The sequence below is a fragment of the Okeania sp. SIO3B5 genome (assembly GCF_010692555.1).
In the GTDB taxonomy this organism is placed as follows: domain Bacteria; phylum Cyanobacteriota; class Cyanobacteriia; order Cyanobacteriales; family Microcoleaceae; genus Okeania.
Map to the genome: position 1 here is coordinate 1 of NZ_JAAHHG010000107.1, position 25,937 is coordinate 25,937.

General features: G+C 44.2%; 20 protein-coding genes and 3 pseudogenes. All 23 read right to left on the reverse strand.

Annotated features, from left to right (window positions below):
- Nucleotides 1-792 (reverse strand): annotated as a pseudogene (locus F6K54_RS16230) (hypothetical protein); the annotation flags it as partial.
- Between the two features lie 490 nt (nt 793-1,282).
- On the reverse strand, nt 1,283-1,432 hold the full coding sequence (locus F6K54_RS16235; protein WP_293079218.1) for a hypothetical protein: 150 nt from the start codon (nt 1,430-1,432) through the stop codon (nt 1,283-1,285).
- Nucleotides 1,433-1,734: 302 nt separating this feature from the next.
- On the reverse strand, nt 1,735-3,978 hold the full coding sequence (locus F6K54_RS16240; RefSeq protein ID WP_293079220.1) for a hypothetical protein: 2,244 nt from the start codon (nt 3,976-3,978) through the stop codon (nt 1,735-1,737).
- Between the two features lie 961 nt (nt 3,979-4,939).
- Nucleotides 4,940-6,550 carry an FAD-dependent oxidoreductase gene (locus F6K54_RS16245; RefSeq protein WP_293079222.1) on the reverse strand — a complete coding sequence of 537 codons (1,611 nt, stop codon included), beginning with the start codon at nt 6,548-6,550 and terminating at the stop codon, nt 4,940-4,942.
- Nucleotides 6,551-7,206: 656 nt separating this feature from the next.
- On the reverse strand, nt 7,207-7,878 hold the full coding sequence (locus tag F6K54_RS16250) for a hypothetical protein (RefSeq protein WP_293079224.1): 672 nt from the start codon (nt 7,876-7,878) through the stop codon (nt 7,207-7,209).
- Between the two features lie 158 nt (nt 7,879-8,036).
- Nucleotides 8,037-9,311 (reverse strand): annotated as a pseudogene (locus F6K54_RS16255) (RNA-guided endonuclease InsQ/TnpB family protein).
- 67 nt (nt 9,312-9,378) lie between these two features.
- Nucleotides 9,379-10,041 carry a hypothetical protein gene (locus F6K54_RS16260; protein WP_293079226.1) on the reverse strand — a complete coding sequence of 221 codons (663 nt, stop codon included), beginning with the start codon at nt 10,039-10,041 and terminating at the stop codon, nt 9,379-9,381.
- Nucleotides 10,042-10,084: 43 nt separating this feature from the next.
- Nucleotides 10,085-10,234 carry a hypothetical protein gene (locus F6K54_RS16265; RefSeq protein WP_293079228.1) on the reverse strand — a complete coding sequence of 50 codons (150 nt, stop codon included), beginning with the start codon at nt 10,232-10,234 and terminating at the stop codon, nt 10,085-10,087.
- Nucleotides 10,216-10,386: pseudogene (locus tag F6K54_RS16270) on the reverse strand (helix-turn-helix domain-containing protein); the annotation flags it as partial. The pseudogene F6K54_RS16270 and the gene F6K54_RS16265, both read right to left, overlap by 19 nt.
- A gap of 173 nt (nt 10,387-10,559) precedes the next feature.
- Nucleotides 10,560-10,841 carry a hypothetical protein gene (locus tag F6K54_RS16275; protein WP_293079230.1) on the reverse strand — a complete coding sequence of 94 codons (282 nt, stop codon included), beginning with the start codon at nt 10,839-10,841 and terminating at the stop codon, nt 10,560-10,562.
- 189 nt (nt 10,842-11,030) lie between these two features.
- Entirely contained in the window at nt 11,031-11,273 is a 243-nt protein-coding gene (locus F6K54_RS16280) for a hypothetical protein (protein WP_293079232.1), read from the reverse strand.
- 697 nt (nt 11,274-11,970) lie between these two features.
- A complete protein-coding gene (locus F6K54_RS16285) occupies nt 11,971-12,135 on the reverse strand; it encodes a zinc ribbon domain-containing protein (protein ID WP_366558149.1) in 165 nt (54 codons plus the stop codon).
- Nucleotides 12,136-12,240: 105 nt separating this feature from the next.
- Nucleotides 12,241-13,434, reverse strand: a complete 1,194-nt coding sequence (locus F6K54_RS16290) for a tryptophan 7-halogenase (protein WP_293079233.1) — start codon at nt 13,432-13,434, stop codon at nt 12,241-12,243.
- A 486-nt stretch (nt 13,435-13,920) separates the two neighbouring features.
- Complete coding sequence (locus F6K54_RS16295) at nt 13,921-14,943, reverse strand: heme-binding protein (protein ID WP_293079235.1); 1,023 nt, start codon at nt 14,941-14,943, stop codon at nt 13,921-13,923.
- 421 nt (nt 14,944-15,364) lie between these two features.
- A complete protein-coding gene (locus tag F6K54_RS16300; RefSeq protein ID WP_293079237.1) occupies nt 15,365-17,266 on the reverse strand; it encodes a LodA/GoxA family CTQ-dependent oxidase in 1,902 nt (633 codons plus the stop codon).
- Between the two features lie 364 nt (nt 17,267-17,630).
- The gene (locus F6K54_RS16305; protein ID WP_293079239.1) at nt 17,631-19,031 is read right to left on the reverse strand and encodes a hypothetical protein; all 1,401 of its coding nucleotides are present in this window, start codon (nt 19,029-19,031) and stop codon (nt 17,631-17,633) included.
- Nucleotides 19,032-19,143: 112 nt separating this feature from the next.
- Nucleotides 19,144-19,437, reverse strand: coding sequence for a hypothetical protein (locus tag F6K54_RS16310; protein WP_293079241.1), 294 nt, complete (start codon nt 19,435-19,437; stop codon nt 19,144-19,146).
- A 402-nt stretch (nt 19,438-19,839) separates the two neighbouring features.
- Nucleotides 19,840-21,879: a LodA/GoxA family CTQ-dependent oxidase gene (locus F6K54_RS16315; protein ID WP_293079243.1), complete on the reverse strand. Its 2,040-nt coding sequence runs from the start codon at nt 21,877-21,879 to the stop codon at nt 19,840-19,842.
- Between the two features lie 228 nt (nt 21,880-22,107).
- A complete protein-coding gene (locus F6K54_RS16320; RefSeq protein ID WP_293079245.1) occupies nt 22,108-22,284 on the reverse strand; it encodes a zinc ribbon domain-containing protein in 177 nt (58 codons plus the stop codon).
- 320 nt (nt 22,285-22,604) lie between these two features.
- Nucleotides 22,605-23,558 (reverse strand): ferritin-like protein, encoded by a 954-nt coding sequence (locus tag F6K54_RS16325; RefSeq protein WP_293079247.1) that lies wholly within the window; start codon nt 23,556-23,558, stop codon nt 22,605-22,607.
- 213 nt (nt 23,559-23,771) lie between these two features.
- Nucleotides 23,772-24,866, reverse strand: coding sequence for an alpha/beta hydrolase (locus tag F6K54_RS16330; RefSeq protein ID WP_293079249.1), 1,095 nt, complete (start codon nt 24,864-24,866; stop codon nt 23,772-23,774).
- Between the two features lie 130 nt (nt 24,867-24,996).
- Nucleotides 24,997-25,389 (reverse strand): hypothetical protein, encoded by a 393-nt coding sequence (locus F6K54_RS16335; protein ID WP_293079251.1) that lies wholly within the window; start codon nt 25,387-25,389, stop codon nt 24,997-24,999.
- Nucleotides 25,373-25,777 carry an RNA-guided endonuclease IscB gene (gene iscB, locus F6K54_RS16340; protein ID WP_293079253.1) on the reverse strand — a complete coding sequence of 135 codons (405 nt, stop codon included), beginning with the start codon at nt 25,775-25,777 and terminating at the stop codon, nt 25,373-25,375. The genes F6K54_RS16335 and iscB overlap by 17 nt, the downstream gene beginning before the upstream one ends.
- Nucleotides 25,778-25,937: the final 160 nt, after the last annotated feature.

The window sequence follows — 25,937 nt, forward strand, 5'->3', positions numbered from 1 at the left end:
TGGAACAATATCAATGTCATTCCAAATTCGCGTTGTAGAATTTCCCAACCGGGAGTCATAGTAAGTCGAGAAATCTCGATTTCCTGGTGTAGGTCCGGCTGAGGGATAAACAGAAATTTTGAAGGGCTTTTCCCCAGCCCATTCGCTTTTTTGATCGAAGGCTGCCAAAGCTAATGTAGGGCTTAAAGCTCCCCCTAAACTGTGCCCTGTGAAAATAATTTCGATTTCATCATCAGAATTTTCTACGGTTTCTCCTAAAAACTCTAACACCGACTTACCCGATGATTTCATATCTTGCAGTAGATAATTCAAACCTATCGAGGTTCCCTTAGAAATCTTGGGTTTGAGACTTGCTGGGATGTCACCATAAGGCCAATTCACCCGCTTAATGACATTAGCATCTTCAAACAACCAGTCGTAGAAAGAACTAGGATTAGTTCCCGCGATCGCAACAACATACTGATTACCATTCTGAGCAACGTACATTGCGTTGGTGGCGTATTCCGAATTCTTGACTTCATAAATAGCTGGCCCCCAAACAAGTTCCCAGTTCCCAATATCTTCTTGTATACTTGGTGTGTTCAAGTAATTCGTGATGTCTGTTTTCAACTGCTCTTGTAACTCTTCCTGAGTCCCCTCTATCCTTGAAGCAGCATTTGAGAGTATGGAGAGTAAGAATACCTGTTGTTCTTTATCTAGTGATGGACTTGCCATTGCTGCAGATGGTATTAAAGTAGTCATAAATAATACCAGTGCCAAACACAATGACAATAGCTTGGTTACAATCTTCATATCTTTGAGATTCCTTTTTCCAGAATGGAATGTCCCCTGGGTTAAATAGGTAGGCATAAATATTAGATTTTATACTTTCACTATTTTTTTGCTTTCCAAATGCTAGACGTTACTCACCATGATTTTCTGACTCTTTTTTCCAAAAAAAAAATAAATTGCCCGACTTCTTGCTTCTGCGAGGGAGACAATGGCCTTTCCTGCTGTCCCCCCCACAATCAAACTTGACCATAAAACAGGCTGTCTCGATCAAGGGCGTTTTTGCTGGCGCAAAGCTCCGCTAACGGCTAAGAGCCGACATAAAACGCTGCGCGACATATTTGCGGAGCATTCCGTCAGGAAAAGGCGGAGCAAGTGCGGCAGCTATATCGCTGCTTTATCCATATTAGTCACAGCACCTTTGGGAGCTTGAGCAATACCTACCTTTGCACCAAAACTATTACGCAAGGGAAAAGTCCCGACCAAAGTAGCGTTGGCGGAGCAAGTGCGGCAGCTATATCGCTAGTTCTATTGTTTTGTTAGCTGCTGTTGATACTTCACCCCTTGCTGTGGATGTGTTATTAAAAGTTGTGGAGTTGACGAGACGTTGTGATGGGAAAGTTGTGGTGTTGTACGTTATGCAGTCTGATAATATCGCTCCCATAAAAAAAAGCGATCGCTCTGACTGCTATTGTATAGCAATGAGCGCTGGTATATTTACAAATTGCAGGAGGGGCCAAATAGCTAAAAATCTTATATTATCAGCAATTTATTCCCCTCCTGGGAGGGGGAGGGGCGAGGGGTGGGTTGCCTGTTGCCAGATGAGCTGTTGCCTGTTGCCTGCGCACAGCGCTATAGAAAGTGACAGAGCGGTCGTTTTTATTGAAAATAGGAAACCGAGATTTCTGCTTATCTCATCGGGTTACTGAGCCGTAAGAGCGCGTTCTTAGACAAAATGCTTGGCGTTTATTTCATCTTCCATTTCTCTAGCCAAAGTTTCTTAAGTTTTCCAATTGTGCTTTTCTCATTTTCCGCCATCATTCTCCAGCCTTCTCGGATCGCGTCCTTTTCCTTCTTTGTTAGTTTCCATGAGAGTGGTGGTTCGTATTCACCTTCTTTGCTATAAAATGATGATTCAGTAAGACAAGGGAAGAAGATGGGGTAATATTTAATTTCTACGTTTTGAGCGGCTTCCTTTACGTTCTGCCATTCCTGCAACAGTTCTACCTCAGTTAAGTTGCGGGAATTAAGAATTGGTTCGCGAACCTTGAATAAGCCTTCCAACGGACCAATTATTGCCATAAACAAACCTTGCTTCTTTTTCTTTTTAGGTTGCTCATTAGTTTTGGTTTCAGGAAAAGGATTTATTTGTAAGATCAGAATTCTTTTTATTTCTGGGGTAGTTTCTTCACCTTTTTGGGTAGTTTCTTCACCTTTTTGGGTAGGCTCTTTGCCTTTTTGGGTAGGTTTTTTACGAAGAAGCTCCTCAAGCCATTCTAATGCTGTCACAAAACCAGAATTGTCGAAATAGCCACCATCAGCGACGTGATAATTTGCTATATTGGGATCTTTACCATTGCGATCATAGGCCCGACAAATGGGAGATATGTAAGGGAACGTGGCAGAAAGTCTTGCACCTGTGACAACATCAATATCTTTTCCTGGATAAAGACTATTAAAGTCGAAGAATTTTTTCTGAGAGTTGTTGGGAAATTTCGCTGGTGTAACTAGCAACCGCAAGCCATCTTCAACCAGAGTAGCATTCAATACAGGGAGCGGAATATTACCTTCTTCAACTTCCGCTCGCCAGTCGGCTAAGGTTTTTGGAGACTCTGGGGTTTTCATATGTCCTTGCCAGTCCTTCTCTATCGCAATACCTCGATCTCTGATTGTGGGAGTGAGAATGTCTGGTAGGAACGGGAGGAAAATCACGCGCCACAAGTCAGGATAGGCTAATCCCCAACCTACTGCATCTAAACTGTTTGCGGTAGCGCCCTCAAATATTTCTTCTGATTCTGAAGCCGGTGGAAAACCTTTATCTGTAAAGCGATCCAGATAATACATTGCACCTACTGAGCCACCAGAAACGGAACTAATTAATCCAATTGCCTTAGTAAACGATTCTCCTAACTCTTCTTGCAAGCCAGTCAATACTTGAGCCGTCCATCCAGAGGCTTGAATTCCACCTCCACTAGCACAGACAACAACTACAGTTTGTTTTGCAAGAGGCTCTTCTAGATCTTGTTTGTCCAGACGCTTTTGTAATAAGGCCGTCAAATTTTTTTGCTCTTCTGGCGGTTCTGGAGCGTCCTTTAATATAAAATAGTGATCCACATTCAAAAGCCGATAGATCGTTGCCGCGAGGGCTACCCAGAAGAACAATACAGAAATACGCGAGTAATCGAAGAAGAAGGTAAGACTGCCCAACAAAAGCACCGATACGGAAATTAACAACATTACATATAAAAGTGCTGGCGGTTCTTCTCTCTTCTTATCGGGGGGCAACGAACTTGGCATAAACAGCTTAAATGCGATTATATAGATAGCAAAAAGAATGATGAAGAAAACAAAAGCGTCAAAATGATTGTCTTTTAAAATACCATTATCGATATAGCCTGCTCCTTTGGAAGAGTTTTGGCCCAAAAAGGAAATTGCTTTCACCAACCCCTTATTAAGACCGGGAACTTTATCGACCGAGAGAAAGCCTCGAATCTGTTTGAAAAGAAGCAAAAAGGTAACGCCAAATAATATCCCAAAAGACAATCCAAACCTTCTTTTCTTATTATCCATTTCTTCCTGGGATAATTTCAATACTGTCCAGGTGGTCGGTAATGCCAGGGCGAACACTAACACATATTTATACAAAACTTTAGAAGAAGAAAATCCTGACAGTTCCGGAACGCCAAAACGAGCTGGCGCACCACCAAGGATTATTGCAACGACAAAGGTTACGGCTGTTCCCGCCACAGTTGCACCCAAAATTGTCAACGCAATTTGACGAGCATTACGCAGAACAAAAAGATTCTTGAGCATAGATTTCAGGGCACCTGTTGCGAGGACAGGGAGCGCAATCAGCAATACGCCCATGAGCAGAGGTATGCGTAGAAAAAAGACATACTGCCAAAAGGCGCTAGGCAGTTGCAGCCATGCGGTAACTACTACCGCTACAAGCCCCAGCCACTTAATAATTTTTATAATTTTTTGAAGCACGATATTGCTTTCCTCCTAGAACGTTTAACTCAGCAAGACTTTTACATTCACTGGACTTACGCTTTCAAGTCGGTTCTAAAGCTACATATAGTTTCCGGTGCGCAGTGTGGCACCATACAAGTAGCGTTTTTGCGTAAGTCCCGATTCATCAAAAACATGAAGGGCTTACAGACTAAATATCTTCCGATACTATTTTGCTAACAATTGTTAACAATGCACAGCAAGATTAACTTACTGAGGGGGTATCTCCCAATGTGGTAGAAAATTTCTCTACCACGCTTTTGATCAAGATTCCACGCGCTCCGTTTAAGTCGCGTTCGAGGCCTCAAATCAGACAAATAGCGATCAGTGCTACTCGGTTTCGTCATTTTTGCCATCCACTATAGTATATAGTACGCCAAATCCCAAGCGTCAACCCCCCAACACCTTTTTTGGCTTCAAAACACCACCTTTTTTTTGCCTACCTGCATAAGTCGTACAATTTGTCAATCAACCCAATTCCACCTTTTTTGCTTGAATTTTCCTCGAATGCATAAATCAAAGGATTTATCAATCCACCTTTTTGCCATTTTTTTTGCCTGAAAACACCACCTTTTTTGCCCAGGCCCGCTATTTAGGGTCTGCTGAAAAAATTGGTTGGTGGGGGTAGGACACGGGGACGCACTAGACGCACCAGAGGCGGAGATAGGGGGAACAGGCAACGGTCTCGGCTATTTTATAGCAATGAGCGCTGGTATATTTACAAATTGCAGGAGGGGCAAAATAGCTAAAAGTCTTATATTATCAGCAATTTATTCCCCTCCTGGGAGGGGGAGGGGCGAGGGGTGGGTTGCCTGTTGCCAGATGAGCTGTTGCCTGCGCACAGCACTATATGTGAAGAAAAGGAACAAGACCATGCTATTAGAACTAAAGCGATCGCCCTGTACCCAAGACATCAGACACAATGAGCTAAACTTGCGCTCTATAGCGGGCAGATATCAAACTTCTCCAGCACCAAATCAGCAGTTTCTAACGCGCCTTCTACCCAACCCTGGGAATTTGAATAGGCTTCGCCGCAGATGTAGAGAGGGCAATCGTCCAAAGGTTTGACGATCTTAGGGATAACTTCCGAACTTTGGACACCAATGTTCCAACTATTCCAACCCCCGCCAAACGGATCGTCGCCCCAGTCGCGAAATGCCGCGTTCTGAACTTCTGGCGTGTAGCTGAGATCGTGGATTTTCGCGAGTTGGCGTGCAACTTCTGCAACCATCGGTTTCGGCGCTTGGTATTGAAACCACGGATTACATTGCCGTTCTTCCTCGTTGCATTCCCCCTGAAATGGATTGATAATTTCTGCGACTTCCAAACCCTTTTTCCATGCCTGACGTCGCTGCGGGCGCAGACCATCCCAAAAACCCACATTTGTGCCATCATCGTAGCTAGCCATCAGCATAGATGGGCCTTCTGTTGCGGGTGTGCCATCGTCTTTCGGCCAGTAGTAGGTCTGTCGCACTGGCAGATCGGTCACGGTTCGTCCGGACTCAACGGGTACGAAATTCCCTTCAGCATCTGTATAGCCAGCAGCACGCCACCAAGGGGAAGTATAAGTTGTGAATAACTTGAAAAGAGGACGCGGCGTAACGCTGGAAATAAGGGACTGAATTTTGTCTCCCCGAAGCATTGGGCTGTTGGGGGCTAAAAGATCTAAGGAGCGACGGGGCATGGCGAGAATCAATGACTCGGCAGCGATCGTTTCCCCTTTAACTGACAACAGGAACTGGTCGCCAATCCGTTCAAAACCATCCACCTTGCTCCAGAGGCGAATTTCACCTCCAATATCCTTAAAAAGCATCGCTACAGACTCCGGCACTTGCTGAAATCCCTTTTTAAAGCCCTTGTATTCTGGGCTAATACCAAAATCGGAGAGATACCAAGGAATGGCATCTGCTGCGTTCCAGTTCGTCAGAGTAGAATTGTAGCCACCGGCATCGACACTGAGTTCGTAAGCCTCCCCAGTGATGATGCGCGCCAGCACGTTCCAGAAACCCTGCTCGTAAAGTGGCCTTCCAGCAAATTTCGCCTCCCGTGCCATGTCTCGGCGCTGTTCTTCACTGAGATCGACGCTGGTAATACCGGGAACAATTTGCTCGATTGCATTGACGATAATACCGCCAAGTTTTATGCCCCGTTCCACAAAGGAAAGGTTATAGGGCACCTTATCCGGTTGGTCGGTAAAATAGGAGAGTCGCAGGTAGAAGCCCCGCAAATAGGCAATATTTTGCGGCTCGTCAACTGGAAAGTCGTAGAGTTCTATCTTCTTGTTGGCAGCTAGTTGCCTGTTTAGTTTCTTAATGAGAGCCACAATCCGGTATTGCGTATTTTCGAGAATGCGCATTCCACCCAGCTCTGCAACCATATTATTAATACCGGGCGGTTTGACTGAAAGCAGTCGCCCGCCAATATGGTTGCTGCCCTCGAAGACAACTATCTTTTTATCGGGGAACTTTTGCTTGAGCCGCCAAGCACAATATACTCCCGATACTCCACCGCCTACGATAGCGATATCAATGTTTTCATTTCCATTAGTCATGTTTTTCTATCCTCCTTGGAGCGATCATCGCTGCATTTATATTGGTTGACAGGTTATTTAACTCCCCCGGCGGGAAGTCCCGCGCTCTCCCGGAGGGGAGCGCCGTATGGGAAAGCCGGGCGCTATCTGTGTTGTTCATCGGGGATTCTCTCTTTGTAGTATACATATTATATTGTAGCATATGTATTGATAGCTATTGACAATTACAAATAAATAGATTTTAATTGTTCTAAACACAGGGGGAGGACATCACCTCTGTATAAACAGCAGTCAGCTTTTTTTTCTGACTGAAGAATCCCGCGTTCGTCATGTCGCGTTAGCGGAACGTCGGGAGTATGTCAAGAAAGATAAGGCAGGTACGCAGCCGTTCCCAGAAATCTACAAAAATCTAATAAAATCTATGATTATCTGATTTTTGTCTTATTTCTGTTCCCTATTGCTGGTAACGTCGGCGTTATCCAGTCTACAGGCTGTCACGGTCGTTTGCTTTTGCTTTTGCTTTTGCTTCGCAAAGCTGGCGCAACGCAAAGCTGGCGCAACGCAAAACTGGCGTAACGCAACGCTGACGCGGAACGCGGAGCGTAGCTCTCACTGACCGCCATAGCTAAATTTAATTTTGATCGAATCTCTCTAATCCTTTTTTGATCGAAATGGGATTAGCCCGATGGATTGGGGTAAAGCTGCTTGGCCACATGAAACCCCACCAAATAAGCCGTCATCTGAGGACTAATGCGGGGCAGAGGGACGGCAGATAGATCTGCCACGTGTACGTTGCTAGAGCCATTTACCTTGGCGGTTTTGGCACCATCGCCTTCCCCCAAATCCAGAGCCCCACCGAACAAGCAACCTCCTGCCATGTGCTGTTCCGAAAGCAAAAACCTCTTGCTGTAGGTTTCCACATAGCGATCAACCTGTTCCTCGGTAAAAGGAATTTTGGTTAAGCACCGGAAGACGCACTGTATAATTTCCGGTGGCTTGCTGCCCAATTGTTCCATCAAGGACAACTGCTGGGCAATGACGGTTTTAGCTACGGTTTTGTCTTGGTTGAAGCGACGGATTCCAATGTTCTCGTCTTCAAAGAAGCCCAAAGTGATGCGAGAATCCTCCTCCTCATATTGTCCGGTTTGAGCCGGGTTGTATTTAACGATCGCCGTAATAAACTCGATGGTTTCGGGAGTCCAAGGTCTGCCATTTAGTAGGTCTATTGTCCCCACACACAGATTGATGACAAAGTTGATAATAGAAATCAAAATCCGCACCGTATTTTTGGCGATCGTAAATAGCCAAGGAGTACGCAGCAGGACGCGCTTGATACAATTAGGTAACAAAAAAGCTAGATAAAGATGAGAGATAATATACCAGAGCTTCTCAAAATTCCCCGTAAAGAAGTCAAAGCAACAAACTGTCGCCGTTCCGGGATCTCTCTCTCCTGGCTGCCAAACCGTGGTAGCAAAGACTGGCCCGTAAACATCCTTGGGGGAAACGTTCAGGTCTTTGTTAGGTAGTTGACATCCTCCCGACGCTGCTCTGACGAGACAGCGCGGGATTCCCTAACATCGCTGTTAAGGGCTTTCTGCTTCATAGCACCTGCCTTCTGAGAGTAAATCTCAGAAGGTCTTACAGTCGCTCCACAGACTGATACTGCTAGTCCAGCAGCCAAAATGTTTATACTTGCGTTTATGTCCCTGTCATGGTGACAACCACATTCAGGACAATCCCATTCTCTAATATTCAGAGGTAATTTTTCTACTATATGACCACAGTTAGAGCAACACTTAGAACTAGGGAAATACCTATCAATTTTTATGAGTTCCCGTCCATACCACTCAGCTTTGTATTCTAATTGCCTGACTATTTCTCCCCAGTTAGCATCACTAATAGCCCTAGCTAACTTGTGGTTCTTGACCATGTTTCTTACGGCTAAATCCTCCACTACTATCGTTTGGTTTTCTTTGATTAGTTGAGTTGTCAGCTTGTGGGTATAGTCAAGTCTTGAATCTTTAATCTTAGCGTGTATCTTAGCTACTTTCAGTCTGGCTTTCTGATAATTATTAGACTTTTTGTCGGGTTTTCTATCCAGAGACTTCTGGGCTAACCTTAGTTTTTTATGTAACTTCTGAAGATTCTTTGGGTTGGCAACTTTTTCTCCATCACTTGTTGTTAGTAAACTGGTTATTCCTAAGTCAATCCCCACTTGGAGAGTTAGTCGGCTTCAGCCTCAAATCCCTGAGATCATTAACTCTCAGAGATACAGACCATCTACCACTTGGTTCAAGTCTAACAGTAATTGTACTAGGCGCACAGTTTTGGGGTAGTTGCCTACTCCACTTGATAGGTAATGGTTCTGCACCCGATCGCTAAATATACTTGACCATCTTTCCACTTAAATGCTGCCTTTGTAAATTCTGCACTACCACCCAGCGCGCTTTTTCTTGAAGTTGGGATATTTAGTTCGGCCACTAAAAAAGTTGGTGTTTGCGCAGCATTCCGCAGGAAAAGCACTCTGTAGATGTCTTAAACTTTGCTGTAATGGGACACTGCTCACTCTGTCAAGAAAATCTAAATCTTCTTGTTTTTTCCAGGAGGTAAGCATAGCTGAAGTTTGCTTGTAGCTCACTCGTTGCTTTTGCTCATACCAAGCTTGAGTTCTAGCAGCTAAAGCTTTGTTGTAGACTAAACGTACACAACCCAAAGTTCTCCTCAGCAGACCTTCCTGCTCCGGAGTTGGGTAAAACCTAAATTTGTACGCTTTTTCAACCATCTACTGCTTAATTTTCAACATTTACATTTTAGCAAATTATTTGTAAAACCGCAACATTGATTGACATTCATCCCGACGCTCCCCTGCAGGAGAGCGCGGGTCTTCTGTCAACATTTTGATAAATGCCCAGGGGTAGAACAATATGGTCGCTGACTTGCTGGCTGATCGCTTCATTCTGTAAGATTTCGCGATGGGGCATTAAAAGGCGGGGACTAGCTGCTCCGGCACAGAGGATAACTTTACCTTCGCTAGTGAGGGTAAAGCTATCGGTCTCGTCGCTATCGAGATATCTCGCCCGCACTGCGACGCATTTGGCTTTAGAACCGTCAGCTTGGGGAGAAGCGACGGCTTCAAATTCCAGAGATTCCACCGAGCAACGGGTCTTCAGTTCTAGACGGGAATCGTCCCAATTGATGATCGAGACCCCGCTATGGGTGCGCTGGCCGAAGGAGTTAAACTGGGTGGGAAACTGGTAGAGCTGTTTGGCTTGGCGATCGCTATAGTTTTGGTAGTCCTGATAGCTGGGAATATTCTCAATGCGGTGGTCGGGGTTGGGGGCTTGAAAGCCCACTGCTTCGCCAGCTTCGAGAATGTGCTGGGTAATTGGGGTTTCGTTAATGGTGGGGTTAGGGCGCTGAAATTTGGCGTTTAGCTCGGCTTTGAGGTCGTTCCAGTAGGATTCATGATGGCCGAGATGCTCCGTCAGCCAGCTCGACGACTCGTGAATCATGGTGTAATTAATAGAGCTTCCGTTCTACTAAACTTACCCAAACTTACCCATACATGGTTGCATGAGCTTTGGAGCTAGCTTCCTGTTTTGCTGACGCAATGCTGCGCAAACGCAGAAGACCACTGACCACAGTCTGTAACTTATCTTCTCCACAGGCTTCAATTCGCTTGGGACTCAAGCTACTGATACACATAGTTTTTCAAGTTTTACTTCAGCTACTAAACGCTTATGCAGGGTAATTGCGCTGGGGCGTTTTTTAGTTTCTTCGTACTCTTTTATACAAGTTGCTAACCCCCAGTTATAAGCATGACGGGCTACACCTGCGTGTTTGGCAAGTATTGTTTTTTGCTGATTGTTAACTTTTCATTTGGTCTTAATTGATTGCATTTGAACACGCACACCATGAAAAAAAGTATTTGATAATTTAGAATACTATAATATACCATAGCAGATAATCAGCAGGTTTTCAAGATTTATCAAGATTTTTCCAACTTTGTCCAATTATTCGGCTTCAGTAGTTAGCCCCCACCCATCGTACAAGCCCAACCGGAAACAATTGGTTTCCCGTCGGGAGTGAGGGCATTATGCAGTTTAAAGATATTACCCTCAGCGTAAGATTTAGTCCAGTTAATTTGGTGAGTAATGTCGCTGGTGTTAAAGAAGTTATCTCCTCTTTCTAAGACCAGCACTCGGGCTTTGTCCTCTGCCCAAGCTAAGTAATGGCTCAAGAAAGCGCAGGCACCGTTACCAGAACCAATAATAATTAAATCGTAGGCTCGATCGGATTTTTCTGAAGTCATGGCGTTCTCTGCTTGGGATTTATTCGCGATCGCGGATTCTCAATAAAATTGCGCAGCGTCTCTGTTGCAGAGAATCATTCCGATCACTACTGATGAATGTTTGGTTTTTACGAATAAAAGCAAAGGCGATTTACATTGAGGAATGCGATCGCCGTTGGTGAATATTAGTCTAGAGTATGGACTTCCGCATTATTCGAGAGGTCTAATATTCTTCCACCTTACGGTTAGTGGCAAGGCAAAGGTTCTGCCTTCAACATTACGGACTTCGCCTGGTATTGACGTTTCTGGGTTAAACTTGTATCTTGACGTTATGGTAGGCTCTAATTCTCCTGACACTTGTGTAAATCCATTTTCCAGTTCGTAGTTAACTGTGGGTGGCGGAAATATCTGTGGAATCGGTCCCCCAGCAAATTTGATCTCGACCGTTTGCAATTGATATCCTGGCAAAGGGATATAGGTACTTTCGCCGGGGTTGAGGGTTTCAAAACACCAAGGGTTAGCGGACTTATCGCATACTTGTGCGTTTGCCTTCGAGACGTTCGTGATCAATACTGCTGTCGTTACAATGAGCAAACAGGCTAGGATTTTCAGCGCTTTTTTCATTTAATCTCCATTGTGACTTCTATGGCAAAGTTTTTACGAGGGATGACATAAATACCCACATCGCAAAATGTGTATTATTTGCTTGTGGGATAGCATATCATTTCCGCGTTATTTTTGCTTTTGTATTTATACATCATATTATACTACAACTTATTCTGCTTCATGAAATTGACATAAAACGTCATATAGTGACATTTTAACTCCCCCGGCGGGAAGTCCCGCGCTCTCCCGGAGGGGAGCGCCGTATGGGAAAGCCGGGCGTTATCTGTGTTGTTCATCGGGGATTTTCTCTTTGTAGCATACATTTTATATTGTAGTATATACATTGATAGCTATTGACAATTACAAATAAATAGATTTTAATTGTTCTAAACACAGGGGGAGGACATCACCTCTGTATAAACAGCAGTCAGCTTTTTTTTCTGACTGAAGAATCCCGCGTTCGTCATCGTCATGTCGCGTAAGCGCAACGTCGGGAGTATGTCAATATTTACTTCCTGCTTCTTGTGAGGCCGTCGGCGGTTACTCATCCACAGGTATTGACGGTCAAGCTGACCGCATGTCTTGAGTGCGTCTTACATTCTGAGGAAACCTCAGAATTACGCACTCGCTTTCTTAAATTAATTGAGGCATTCAAGTCTCGGTCAATTGATATACCGCATTCTGGGCAGTCATAAGTTCTGATGTTCAGTAGTTAAAAGCGCAATATTTGTGTTCCTACAGTGAGTCCGTCGTGTCAGTAGTGCAAGCATCTTGCTTGTAAACTCACCCGCCGGATTTTATCTTATGATTTAGGTCAAGAAATCCTCGCAATAGCCAGAGGAAGTTCGCTGTTTGTCAAACTCGTTCTTTCCTGACGTCGCTGCCAAAAAGGAGAAGTAGGCCATCGTTGTTCCATTTGATAGAAGTAATTGCGCTGAGTCAAATAATTATCAAACCGAGAGCTAATCAGAGATTCATACTCCTCCAAACCCCTACTATCCCCATGCAAATAGGAAGCAATAGCCTTCCCTGCCTTCAGACTGTCCCAGAGCGCCTTATAAATACCCTGGGAGGAAATCGGATCGAAAGCCGAAGCCGCATCTCCTACAGCCAGCCAGCCATTTCCGGTAGTTCGGTCTAATCGGAATGAAGGCGCAGTGCAAGCCATTATCTTTGGTACTTTTGCCTGCGGTGTCGAAGAGACAGAAAAGCTGTCGATCGCAGAACAATCGACTAATTCTTTTGAGACGTGCTTGGTTTCTTTCAGGTAGGCCAGCCAGTTCTCTATCCGGTGCAGTCCAGTCTCTCTGATAATTGACGGTTCGCTAGCTACTACCGTTGCTAACCTATTGTTAGGAAGCTTGGCTACATACCACCACCCATATTCTACTGCCTCTAACAGGGTTAGTTTAGAAAAATGAGAGGAAGGAGGAAGGTCGAAAAAAGCGATCGCGCAAATCAGTTGGTCTAGAAAAAGCTTTCTTGCTCCAAAACTTTTGGCAAAACTGCCTCGCGCTCCCGTTGCATCTACTAAAAAACTCGTTGTGACTGTTTCCGTTTGTTTGTCCTCTCCCACAAGCTGCAATTGGAAGCCTTCGGAAGGGATGCGATCGCAACTCTGAACTTTCGTCCCGCAATGCAGTTCTACCCCTTTTTCCATGGCTTTCTGGGCTAGAAAAGCATTAAAGCGCCTCCGATCCAAGTGCCAGCCATTTCCATAAGGATTAAACAAAAAGTCATTGTAGCCCAGTTCGTCATTTCCCCAGGAAGAGCAACTACCAAAACAAGTCTCGTGCTTCTCCTGGAGAAAATCCTCCAATATTCCCAGTTCATCCAGAAGGATACGGGTATCTGGCGGAATGCTCTCGCCGATGCGAATAGTTTCATAGCGACCCGACTCTACCACCAGGATTTTGGAAATTCCTTGCTGTTTGAGAGCCAGAGCCGTGGCGGAACCCGCAGGTCCTCCACCGATAATGGCAACATCATATTCCATAGAAAGTTTCATCCTCTATTTCAGTCTTTTGAGAGGTGAAAAGACTTAATTCGATAAATTGTCAGAAAAAAAATGCCCTGAGGTGCTGGCTGAATCAGCCGTTCTTCATAGTGATATCAGGGCTTGCTTTCTTGAGAGAAATATTTCCTCAGATGCACTTATATAGCGCTGTGCGCAGGCAACAGGCAACAGCTCATTTGGCAACAGGGAACCCACCCCTAACCCCTCCCAGGAGGGGAAAACTGATAATATAAGATTTTAGCTATTTGGCCTCTCCTGCAATTTGTAAATATACCAGCGCTCATTGCTATATCATGTCCGGATGATTAACCGTAATAAAAAAGATCTCTGCGTAGGTTGGGTAGAGCGCTAGCGAAACCCAACAAAGCGCGGTAGTATTTTGGGTTTATCCTACGGATAAGCTGGCCCTAACGTGCCTCAACCCAACCTACGGGGGATAAAATTTTTATTATGGGTATTTAACCGGATATGATATTACTACTGTTTGACAAGGGTAGCGACATCAACGTGAGGCCACACAATCAATTTGTCAGGATCTTTAGAGGTAAAGTCCTTGATAAAATCAAGATCTGTTGTTTGAGAATATTGCAATTGCAAGAAGTTATTTCCTGCTTTATCCTCAACCTCTTCGATCCAGAAGGTTGATTTAAAGGATGTGGCATCCGCATTTTTCTTAATGAATGGGATATTAGATATTCCGCCTTCATTTTCTGTGGATACATCCAAAATCACCGTATTCACAAGCTTCTGTTTGTCGATCACATCTTGAAGCATTTGGTTGGGATTAGATGGAACGAACGGTGGAACACCTTCAGCTGTGAAATAAGGATCTGCGTATCCTAATCCTAAAACTGGTTTGTCGAGTATAGGCAAGCCCTTAGTGGATGGAATTTTGAAATTTCCATCTATATCGGAAGTCTTTCCTATTGCTAATAGGGAGTCTCCGTGAGGAATTGATGAGAGTCGAGACACAATGTTTTGTTCTTTATCCAACAACAACCACATCCCATTTTCTATATGAAGCGGTTGAAACGTCTTAGCATCACTGACCACTTGCTGGTAATGCAAACCTACGACAAATGTATCGATCGGAAATCCCCGGTTAGGAACAGGCGCACCTATAGGAGTGAAAGTCAATGTCTCCACGTAGGGCATAATTTCTATGCAAAAGTCCTCACGCGGAGGGCTGGCAGATTTTCCCGGACATCCAACAGTATTACGAGGACTATTGCTGTTAATGGGAACGGCAATCATATTCCATCCCTTTCCTACCCACGTACCTGGTAAGTCGTTCAGGGGTCCTAAATCTTCTACAGTATTTTCTGTCTCCTGTGAGAGACGAAGGAAATTAAGCGGTAGCTTTTGAGAAGGAGACTCAAGAGAATCAATGATCGATTCCTTGATAGACTCTGCTGATGGCTGTTCTTCAGCCATTGCCGTTAATGGGTTACCAATCAAAATGGTAACTAGGATTAAAAAAGACAAAAGAATTTTTTTCATTTAATTCACCTTTTGGTTGTGCTAAACAAAGTAGCTATGATACCAATTTGAAAAAAGAATGTTACGAATAATAAGCACCACAAAAAGACTTTCAGACAAAGTCTGTTTCACGAAAAAAATGATTTAAAACATCAAAAATGGTATTAAATTTATCCATTATGCATTCTAAATTCTAAATTTTAAATTAGAATAAATACCCTAACTATTTGTAGCAAACATTTATCAATTTGGTATGACACCCGTCCTCCTAATTAATCACCAGTGGAGTTGGAGAACAAATTCTTACCTAGTTGGAAACGATTTATACCCGGTGGGGAACGATTTCCGAATTTCATTAGTACCTCCTCGCTTTTTGGGTTAATGTATCTTTGAAAAACTTGGAACTCTTGCCATTTCTAGCTATAACTATCCTTAGCGTCAATCACAACCCCTGAGGAAAACGATTTATTTTTTCGATGGGTTCGTCATACTCATTGACGGTAGCAAGAGGATCTGCACCAGCCAACTCTATTGTTTCATCTGCTTCAGGTGCATCTAAATCCCGTACTTCAACTTGCATTTTTGCTGGGAAACCTGAAACATCTGCATCTGTGGGACCGTCAAAAACCTCAACAATCCCCATGCGATCGAAATAAGCAATCATATTATTGATCTGTGATTCATAGTTCCCGTCACCTAAAGTTCTAAACCAGTTAGAGCGCTTGTAAAATGCCTGATGCCGTTCCTCTAGGGAGCGTTCTCGATCCATAACAATATCGTAATCAGCTCGAGATAGCACTTGATTGGGAACTCGTGCCGGCCAAAACGTAGGCAGATAAGGATCGTATTTTTTCCCGTAACCCGCATAGTATGCAAATTTGCAACTAGCAGTATCCGTTTGCCAAGGAACCGCCATCCAGCGCGTGATGTCCCCAGGACTTTGTGCGTACAGAGGTCCGACTTCCGACAAACAAACTACTGGAGTCAGTTGCGAGCCATAATCTATCGGTTTTTCGCTCTCTGGACGATGCCGAATCCGGTACGGAGACATATACATAGTTGCATGACGCATCGGCCAAGTCATTTCACAACCGGGGTGGAAAGCATCCGCCAGACAAAAATCCAAAGCTGCGCGATCGAGCATTGCTGGCTGCTCGTTTAGAGGTACCTCTTGGATGGAAGCGGGAGGAGTGGCAGTGGGATTGCAATCGTTAAAATCACCATCTGCCCAACGCTGTAGCATATTTAATTGCGTATCGGTCAACTTGGCGTTTTGACGTGGTGTATTCGCTGGAGGTACATTCATTGCATCCCCATACAGCCAAGGCCAAGGTTGGGGTGCTTTGCCGTCCCGTTGATATTCGCGAAACATATTAGCCAGTTGCTGGCGTAGCTCTTTTTGCAAGTCGGATTGACTTGCTAGAGTTTCGATCCATTTTGAGTCTTGAAAATAATAGGGACTCTCCCAACCAAATTGAGCTGCAAAGCCTTTATTCACCCACTCCAGATTACTCATGCGCAGGAAAATGGGGAGGATATCTTGAGTGAAAGAAATAGTTTTTGGTAATGGCATTCTGCCTGCCTGAATATAGACATCTGTCATCAAATCGTACATCGTCCGCACTGATTTTTGCATCGGTCCATAGTTAGGCGGAGCCACGACAACCCAGGCAGGATCGACAGGAATCGACTGACCGTCTATTGTAACTGTTGCAGTTATCGGTCCATCACTGGTATCATCATACCAACCATTATTATTAGCAAAGGTTTTAGCTGGGGTACCATCCTTTGATTCCGACTTGCCACGTCCTCCTAATACTACTAATCGACCGCATTCATCAGTTCTGAGCTCGCCGAGGTAAACTTGCTTATTGAAGAATTTTCCTTTATCAAAGAAATAATTGCAGCCTTGTGTATTTGCTCCAGAAATAGAGATGCGACCTGGGTCAATAACTAACAGTTGTCGAGCTGGCCCTTTAACCTCAGCATTTCGCCGCAGACTTGGGGGTGCTTTTATAGCTTCAGGGATGTCTAGAGCTAGTTGAAACTCATACCAAGCTGCTTTTTGGTTGACAAGATGAGCAGACCAAGTTATTTCTGCATTTTCTGTTGTCAGTTCCCGAACTACTTTTCCGGCAGCATTGTAACCATAGATGCGAAAACGTGCGGCTTCACGCTTTAAGGCTCCGGTGCTGTCGCGGTAAAATCCTGGTTTTTGGGCTGGTGGGTTGGTAACTTCTGGGGCAAAATAATATTCGTTTTCGCTGTTACCAACGCGGGCAATGCCAATACCAGGGTGAATGGCCGCCCGGACAATGGTGCTGTCATTACTGTTTTCTGTCATATAAACTATCTCAAAGATGTGAAAATAGGAAACCGAGATTCGAGCTATATCATCCATGTATAATAACTCTTACTCGAGTAGCAGATGAGATTTATAGCACCTGCTACTCAAGGCTAATTCTATCCTTGTTTTTGAGAGGCAGAATTAATGCCAAAGAACTGGATAATATCATGTTCGGATAATCAGTTATAAAAAAACTTTATCCCCTTTAACCCTTTCTTCCCTCCTGCCTCCCCCTCCTGGGAGGGGTTAGGGGTGGGTTGCCTTCTGCCTTCCTTCGTCCAAAGTGTAAGTATTCAACCGAACATGATATAATAGGGAATGACCAGACTAAGAAAAAAACCTAAGCTCCTTATCAAAAAGGTCAATTTGGTTTGGCTTTGCTAAACAGGTAGCTGAAGTCTGCCTTCTTACCGTTTAGAAGTGCACCAAGTGCATGGCACTTAATGCAGGATGAAGCATACTCTATGTTGCCATTAGGTAGATTATCTCCCTGGATATAAGTTTCCATAGTGATATTGGCTAGAATTTCTGGAGTGGGAGAACCAGTTTTAACGCAATAGTTAGGATCGCCCCCAAAACAAGGATCACCCGATTCGGGAGCCGTTGGCCACTGAGTGCTGATTAGCTCGTAGTTTTCCCACGGCGTATCCTTAACGAGTTCATGCCAGCGATCGTTCACCTTTTTAGGAAGTATTTTGTCTCCGCCGTAATGTGGATCGAGATACCGCGTTATTTGGTTTGGCGTGGTAACTGGGATTGGAATATCCCGTGGATTGGTATTCTTTGTGCATTCTTTACCACTGCCACAATCCTTATTGAAGTAACTATAGGTAGTACCTGTGACCACCTGTGGTTGTTTACCCTTCTCCTGAATGGGAGCGTTATTCTTATGCTCAAAGGTGGACCAGACCCATTGGGGATTATCTTTTACCTTATGAGCGATATGAAACCCAACTAAACCTACAGTGCGATCGCAGATTCCGTCACTTGAGCCCTTGCAGGTCATGTATTGGCCGTTGGGATCTGGATAGCCGTTCTCAGGATTAATCTTAGTATCCTGGATGGTAGCTACAGTCCAGAAATAGTCGTCTTTATTGTCAGCTTGGGAGATAATCTTCCACGCGGCCTTTAACTCGATCGGACCCACCGGACCGTCATCTTTCCCTTCTGGCATATCAATCTTATGCTTGTATTTCTTCTGCTCGCTTCCATCGTAGAGGTCATTCTTGACGATGAAGTCGAATTCATCTCGGTTGACCAGAATTTCGTAACGGGTGAGTTGACCATTTTGGTCGGTGAGCCACGCATTGGGTAATGCCTCTACTTGACCGTCCAGAAAACCACCAGATTTAGAGGTCGCATACAGATTTTCTCCTCCTGCCAGAGGTGTATTCCAACAGTTAGCTTTGCCACCTGGGCAGGGATTGGGGTTGTCGTTTTGTGGGAAAACAGCATCCGAATTTTTATAGGTCTGCCACACCACTAAGCCTCGCTTTCCCACTTTACCAAAATCAATGTTCGTATCCGGTTCGCCGTTAACACCCTCCTTGGCAGCCCAGCTCAAACCTACCAAGCTTTGCCAAGAAAAGCAGTCGAAGTCTGTCTGGCGACTACCAGGATGTTCTTCGTTTACTTCGTGAGGAATACTTGAGCTGAGAGTTGCGCTGGGACAGACTTGAGCGTCGGCAGAGGCTGGCTGGCTAAAAGGCAACCACAGCAACGCCACGATCGCTAATATGGGTACAAATCGAAATACTTTCACAAAATTTATCCTCCTAGATTATCTAGCATTAACAAACTAACTATGTCTAAAAATGCTCTCTATGGTAGAAATTCACCACCATAGAGATGGAATTAGAAAGGCAACAGCTTACCTAGCTTGATTTTTCGGGATAGCCATTGTCCATCCACTTCTTGTAGAGATCGAGCATGTCTTGAGTCCAGTATGGTGATGGAGGCTCTGGCATTCTTTCGGGCTGAAATTTAACGCCATCAAAATCCTCGCCAAGAACCTTCACATAGATGTGCTTTCCATTGTTCTTGACATCTTCGTATTTCCCCAAGTTCAGTTTGCCTTGACTAACTGTGAGCATGTGGTTGATATCGATAGCATTGAAGAAACTGCTGATAGGGTACTCCCAAGTGGGATTTGTAATCTCTTCAAACATAATAATTCCTCCTTTGTAGGTTTGATTTTACGTCGAACTTAATTAGCGTTTTTAGAGAGGTTCTCGCTCCTCTAGGCTGATGCCGCCGGGAGTATGTCAATGCAGGCATTCATCGTATAAACACTCATCGACAAAAACTCTATCTCTAGGTTGAATATGCTTGCTTTTTCAGCAAGCCCTAGTTGGACTTCAGCCGAGGAAAGACTAGCAAAACTGACTTATATCATGTCCGGTTGAATACTTACACTTTGGAGGTCCGAAGGCAGGAGGCAACCCACCCCTAACCCCTCCCAGGAGGGGAAGGCAGAAGGGAAGAAAAGGTTAGAAGGGAAAAAGGTTTTTATCACTGATTATCCGGACATGATATTACTCCCACCCTAAATTCTCAGCGAGCGTTTCATATTAATCAGATTTGGCATTGATCGGCCAGGGTTGTACCCCCGACTCATCGAGTTCTCCCGATAGTTGACTTTCCACCTCCAAATATTGCTCTCGACTGTAAGTTCCCGTATCGATCGCGTTTCCCTGCATCACCACACCGATGCGATGCCAGTTTGCTAATATATCAAGTCTGTTTTGATACCGACCCTGATTCTGGGGATTGCTAGACTCAGTACCCGTTCCTCGAACCGCATAAAACTGGGAACCCAGTTCTCCGTTTGTGACATCTTGTGCCACATAAACAGCTACCGGACGCTGGGCAGGCCAGGACCAGTAAAGAGTGCTGCTCTTGCGAGGAGTGGAGGGATTGGGAGCCGTTTCGTGGGTGGCACAGGAATTGTAGTCAGTATGCCAAGGAATCGCCAAGAATTTTGAAGTATCCCCTGGTTCGAGACCGTCGCACGAACCCTTATGGAGAGGAACATATCCTTCTGTGAGGAACGGTTCGTTAAGTTGGGCTGTGTTATAATCCAGCGGTTTGTGCTTAATGCGGAACGGACCAGAACCCGATGTTTCCCAATCTTGGATATAAATGTCAGGTTGCCGGACAATGAAGGTCATATCAATACCCGGACTGAACCGTCCGCCAAGACAGTTCACAAGTGTGGCCTTGTCTAAGTATTCTCCAGCACCGAGTTTTGGTCCCAATCCCGGATTAAATTTTTCATCATTCCACTGGGTGAGAAAGAAATACTGCGTGAACGTTGGCGAAAGGAAAGGCTGACCTTGATCTCCTAGATGGAAAGGCATCAGGGGAGCTCCTACAGACGCTTCTGTAGGATTGTTTGGGTTGCGGATATAGGCCAATCCAGTCAGAATCGTCTCGGCAGGTCGATCAGTTGACTGAATTTCTTCTACAGTTTTATGAGCTTGAATAGCTCCACGGGGTAGATTGGCAACCCATCGTTGAAGTCCTGCAGCTTGGAAGAAGGGAGACAAATCCCGGTCAAAGTAGGGAATATAATTGTAGTTATATCCCCGATCTGGCTGAAATATAGCTGGACAAAGACGAAGTTCGCGCACCCAACTGTCATAAATGTCTTCCCAAAGAGAAACTACGTTCAAGATTTGGGGAGCATAGGCCGGATCGGTGGAAACAATCCAGGCACCATGCACTTCTTGGGTCGTTCCGTCATCAAAAACCAGAACGGCACAAACTGGTCCGTCGGCGGTGTCGTCAAACCACCCGTCATTATCGACATCATCATTTAGGGGATAGGGAGTATCGTCATCTTGATACCACGCCGATGCCCGTCCGTAGGCCCCCAATACCAGCAGATGTCCCTGGCTGTCTGTTTCCAGTTCCCCCAAGGTATCGATGTTGCCCACTGGAGAATAGAGCTTCTCGAAGTTGTCTTCTGGGAAAGATTTAGGATAGTTTGGCAGAGGTGTTGTGTTAGTACCGGATTCCCAACAGGATGCCTGGGTACACTTATCAAACTTTACTCCTGTCTCATCTGTCCCCTTAATCGTCCGGGGACCGGGATCGATTACGAGTTTTTGCAAGCGATCGCGACTATTCAGTTTCGGACCTTCTAGCAAATTTCTCGGTGGTGGCAGACTCCCATCTTTGTAGCCGTCAATAATTGACTGGTAAGCACCCAAATTTGGGTTTTCCAGTACATAGTTGTTAGCTTTCTTGTTAGCCAGATGCACCGTCCAGATAATATCCGTCACAGTTTTGCCGTTGATATTGCTGCCGATGTTTATTTCGATTCCCTCTCCGTTAGGATAGCATTCTTGCTCCTGTTCGGGGTATTGGTAGATGCGGAAACGGGCTGCCTGCCGTTTCAATGCACCATTCTTGTCTCGCAGGTCGCTACTCGTAATGGTTTTCGATTCCGTACCTGGCTCTATCGGCAGCCCTCCCATAATCTCTGGGTTATTGGGATCGGGCCTTCCTGCCATACTTTCTGGTGCGATGTAGTATTCCTCGCTGTTTCCTACCCTAGCCATGCCAATAGCAGGGTGGACTCGATAGACAAAATCTGATTCAGACATTTTTTGCGCTCCTTAATTTATTGCACCGTTTTTCACATCGATCGAATACATAGGTATGTCCGTTCTTAAAAACCTACGATTATCTATATAAATCTATGATTTTCTCTAAATAATCTGTTCTATTCTTGCTTCTATCTGGTAACGTCGGCGTTATCCAGTCCGCAAGCTGTCACGGTCGAACTGACCGCCATAGCTAGATTTAATGCTGCATTTAAGTCTCTATCGCAACTAAAATTGCAGTGTTCGCAATTTGATTGCGCGCTCTGATAACAACAGAGATTCTTTAACAGTTCCACACCTACTGCAAGTTTTGGAACTAGGAAACCATCTATCAACAATGATTAGCTCAGAACCGTATAACTCACATTTGTACTCTAACTGTCTTCTGAACTCGTAAAAACCCATATCAGCAACTGCTGCCGCCAACTAGGGAAGAAAAGATTAGAAGGGATAAAGTTTTTTGATCACTGATTATCCGGACATGATATAATACCATTTTGAAAAAAGAATGTTACGAATAATAAGCACCATAAAAATACTTTCAGATAAAGTCTGTTTCACGAAAAAGGTAATTTAAAATATAAAAAATGGTATTAAATCTATCCATTCTGCATTTTAAATCCTAAATTCGCGCATTAGAATAAATACCCTAACTATTTGTAGCAAACATTTATCAATTTGGTATAATACCTTGCATTCAAAAGTCATGCCAACTGCTGTAACGATTACGAAAACTTGGGAATAGCACCCTTTTGCCAACAAGTAAGGATGTTGCCGCCAAGGGTAGCCATACAAGAATCGAACCTACCTGGGTCTTCGCCCCGGAATAATTTTTCCATGGCCTCCCGGAAGGCAGTGAAGTTTTTGATGAGGATTTGCTGTGCTTCATATCCTGGAGTACCGGGTTCTGGATTAGGCACGCCGCTATAGGTTATCGGACGTTGCTCTAAATCCCGAATGAAGGTAAACTTCTTGTAGTGAGACCACTCTTCGTAGAAGCCGTCAGCAGTGTTTTGATATTCGTTTTGGACGTCTACATCGCCAGCAGTTTTGCCCTCCCCTTGATCGACAATGGCTTTGATTAGGTTCATCACCTGGGAGAGACCTTGCACGCCATTTTTGGTAATCGTGGGTTGGGTAAAGTTGTTGTAGTAATATTGGAAAGCATTAACCTGGTTAATATTTCCCTTAATGTTGTCTGCTAGCTGAGTTGCCCCCACTTCGACAGCATCGTAAAACTCGCCAATGGAACCGTATTGGCTGACGTCTTCCTTGAGGTCTGGTTGGTGTCCGGTATCCCACTCTGGGTATTCGATCAAGCACATGGCATTGATGCGCTTCTCGTCTAGGGGACCTATTTCGGCACTGTAAGGGTGGTACTTTTTTGTGGGATTGGGGATATCAAGCTTAAAATTGAGGTGGGGAATGTATTTTCCCTGGTAAACAGGCGCTGAAAATGCAGGGGAAATGCCATAGGAATTGGCAACATTGCCTGCTAACTCCACATGCAACATTTCCTGGTAAACAACTGATTGGATTAGTCTGTAAGCAACGCTACTGGGATCTTTGACCGAGTACATCGCCGACATATAAAAAGGAATAGTCCATAACTCCAGATCGACAGCATATTGAAGGTGCGTTTTTAGGTGGGGAATATCCCATTTGTATCCATTTGACATATCTGACTCCTTAATTTCATTCTCAATAAGCCTGTCAATAAGCACTCATCTTTTGGGAGAGCAACAGGGTGAAAAGCTTCATATATCAAAGCTTCAGCTTGCTTGTCTCATGAGGAAAACTTCGTAAATTTTTGTCCTGTTTTTCCAAGCTCCAAAAATAAGACGTTTCCGGAGCAAAATTCTGATTTTTTCAAGAGGAAAACTTTTTTTCCCTTAAGGATTGCTTGAATCCAGAAAAACCTCAATACCATGCACGGGTTGACCGTTAGACCAATTGCCCATATCGAAGTTAAGCAAGTCAGCTCGCTCCCCATAGCGAATGACACGATCGAGGCCATACCAGATGTAACGCCAATTCAAATCATTTTCCACTCCCACGCCGTCGAGAACTGTTAGAGCCAAAAACGTATCAAAAAAGCTGGTATTCACCGTGGCTTGTTCGTGGTTGGCATACATACCTGGACAACCGCGATTGTCGGTGAAAGACAAGAACATTTTCTTTTGTTCTGTTTTAATATAAGTAAATGGTTGCTTCCATTCATCTTTAGGTACAATCCAGTCATCATTGCCATGCAAGATAGCTACAGGCATCGTTAAGGCAGCCCCAGTTACTTTAACATCCACATCATCGGTAATTTTCTTAATCAAATCCCCCAATGGCCCGGGTATATTGGCGACATTGGTATTGGGAAGCGGATCTGCCACAAGCACCTGCTGGGGTAACAGGTTCTCAGGAAGATTTTCTTGTTCTATATAATAAGCCCAACTCAAGGCAAACAACCCACCTAAAGAATGACCAAATAGATAAGTATCCACGGGAACGTTAGCCAAATTAGCTGCTTGGTAGGCGGAGCTAACGCTTTTTAGTGCATTTTTAAGCCATTTCTCTTGGGAGTCAATCAAACCATCGCCAACCACTTCGTCTGCCAGTTCGAGTACGGTTTTCCAGGCCGAATTTGGGAAAGAACAAAACCCGGTTTGAAAGTTGGGATAAAAGACATAGTAGCCTTGTTTAACTAAATGTTCCAGGTGAGAGCCATAAATTTCCGAGGCTCCTAAGTCAAAACCATGTAAATATATTACTGCTTTTGGTTGACCATTTTCTCCTAAAAACGGCGTTTCTGGCACATAAGTTTCAATGTAAGAGCCCTGATTGCATTCTCCCGCTTTTTTGACCTGGTACTTGGGGGAGGTATAAATATCGCTATAGTCTGGTTTAGTCGGGGCTTTGGGACGGAAGCTATGGGTAAGGCAACACCAAAAGTTTGTTAAATAATACTGAATGGTTGAGGTAATAACGTTTGACATGAGTAGCACCTGTTGAGTTTTAGACGACATTTTCCTCGACTTTTATCGATAACTGTGGACAAAATGTATAGGTATAACCGTCTTTTTTATGTACAACTTTTAATTTACTTACATGAACACTTTTTGCTTTTTATCCTGGCACTGTGAAATTAAAACTATTTGACTTTGACCGAGGATTAACTCTACCTACTTCCCCTGTTTCAATGTTCAACGCTAAATCTCCACTATTCCAACCTTTGATTGGTTTGAGTGGGTTATACCTGATGGGGTATCCATATTTATTTACCGCTGCTTTCTGTCTACCTCCTTGGCCTTTGCAGATAGCAACTAAAGCTTGGGTGGTCTGGAAATTTAACTGATTCACTTCTCCTACACAAGCTGCATCTATACAGTGTGATGAAGGCAGTTTCTGTTTTCTGCGGTTAAATTTTGTTTGTCCTCCACTACCTGTAGTTACTACCAAACCTGTAGTCTTTAAAGTATTGAACAATTTCCACCGACAAGAATTAACCGAGTAGTGCATCTTTTAAAGGCGATCTAGCTTGGGTTAGTATTCGCTTTAATAATTCTGGTTTTCCAGACAAGAATTCTTTGACATCTTGGTTACTCTTAAGTTGGTTGCATTTACTACAGGCAACAGTTAAGTTAGATACTCGGTCTGAACCTCCTTTTGATATGGGGTGAATATGTTCTATTTCTAGTGGTGTATTTGTTTTGCCACTTGTGGAAGCACATTGACGACCCCATTTTTCTAACAAATATTCTCTCAATTCATATCCTGCTAATTCACCCTGTTGATACTCATATCCCTTAATTTCTGGATTTTGAATCAATTGAGTATTAAAGCGAACCAGTTCCATTGAGATTGATTCTACTGGACAAAACTTAATTAATCGTTTGACCCAAGTCATAGTAGTTTCGACTCTGTGTATAGAACCCCTAACCGTATCTTCATAAATATCAAGCTTTTTTAGCCTTGAGTCAGGAGACAGCTATACTGGAGACAGGAGGTAAGAGGGAAGAGAGAAGATGTGGGGAGAGATAGTACAAAAAATTCAACACTCCTTGCTG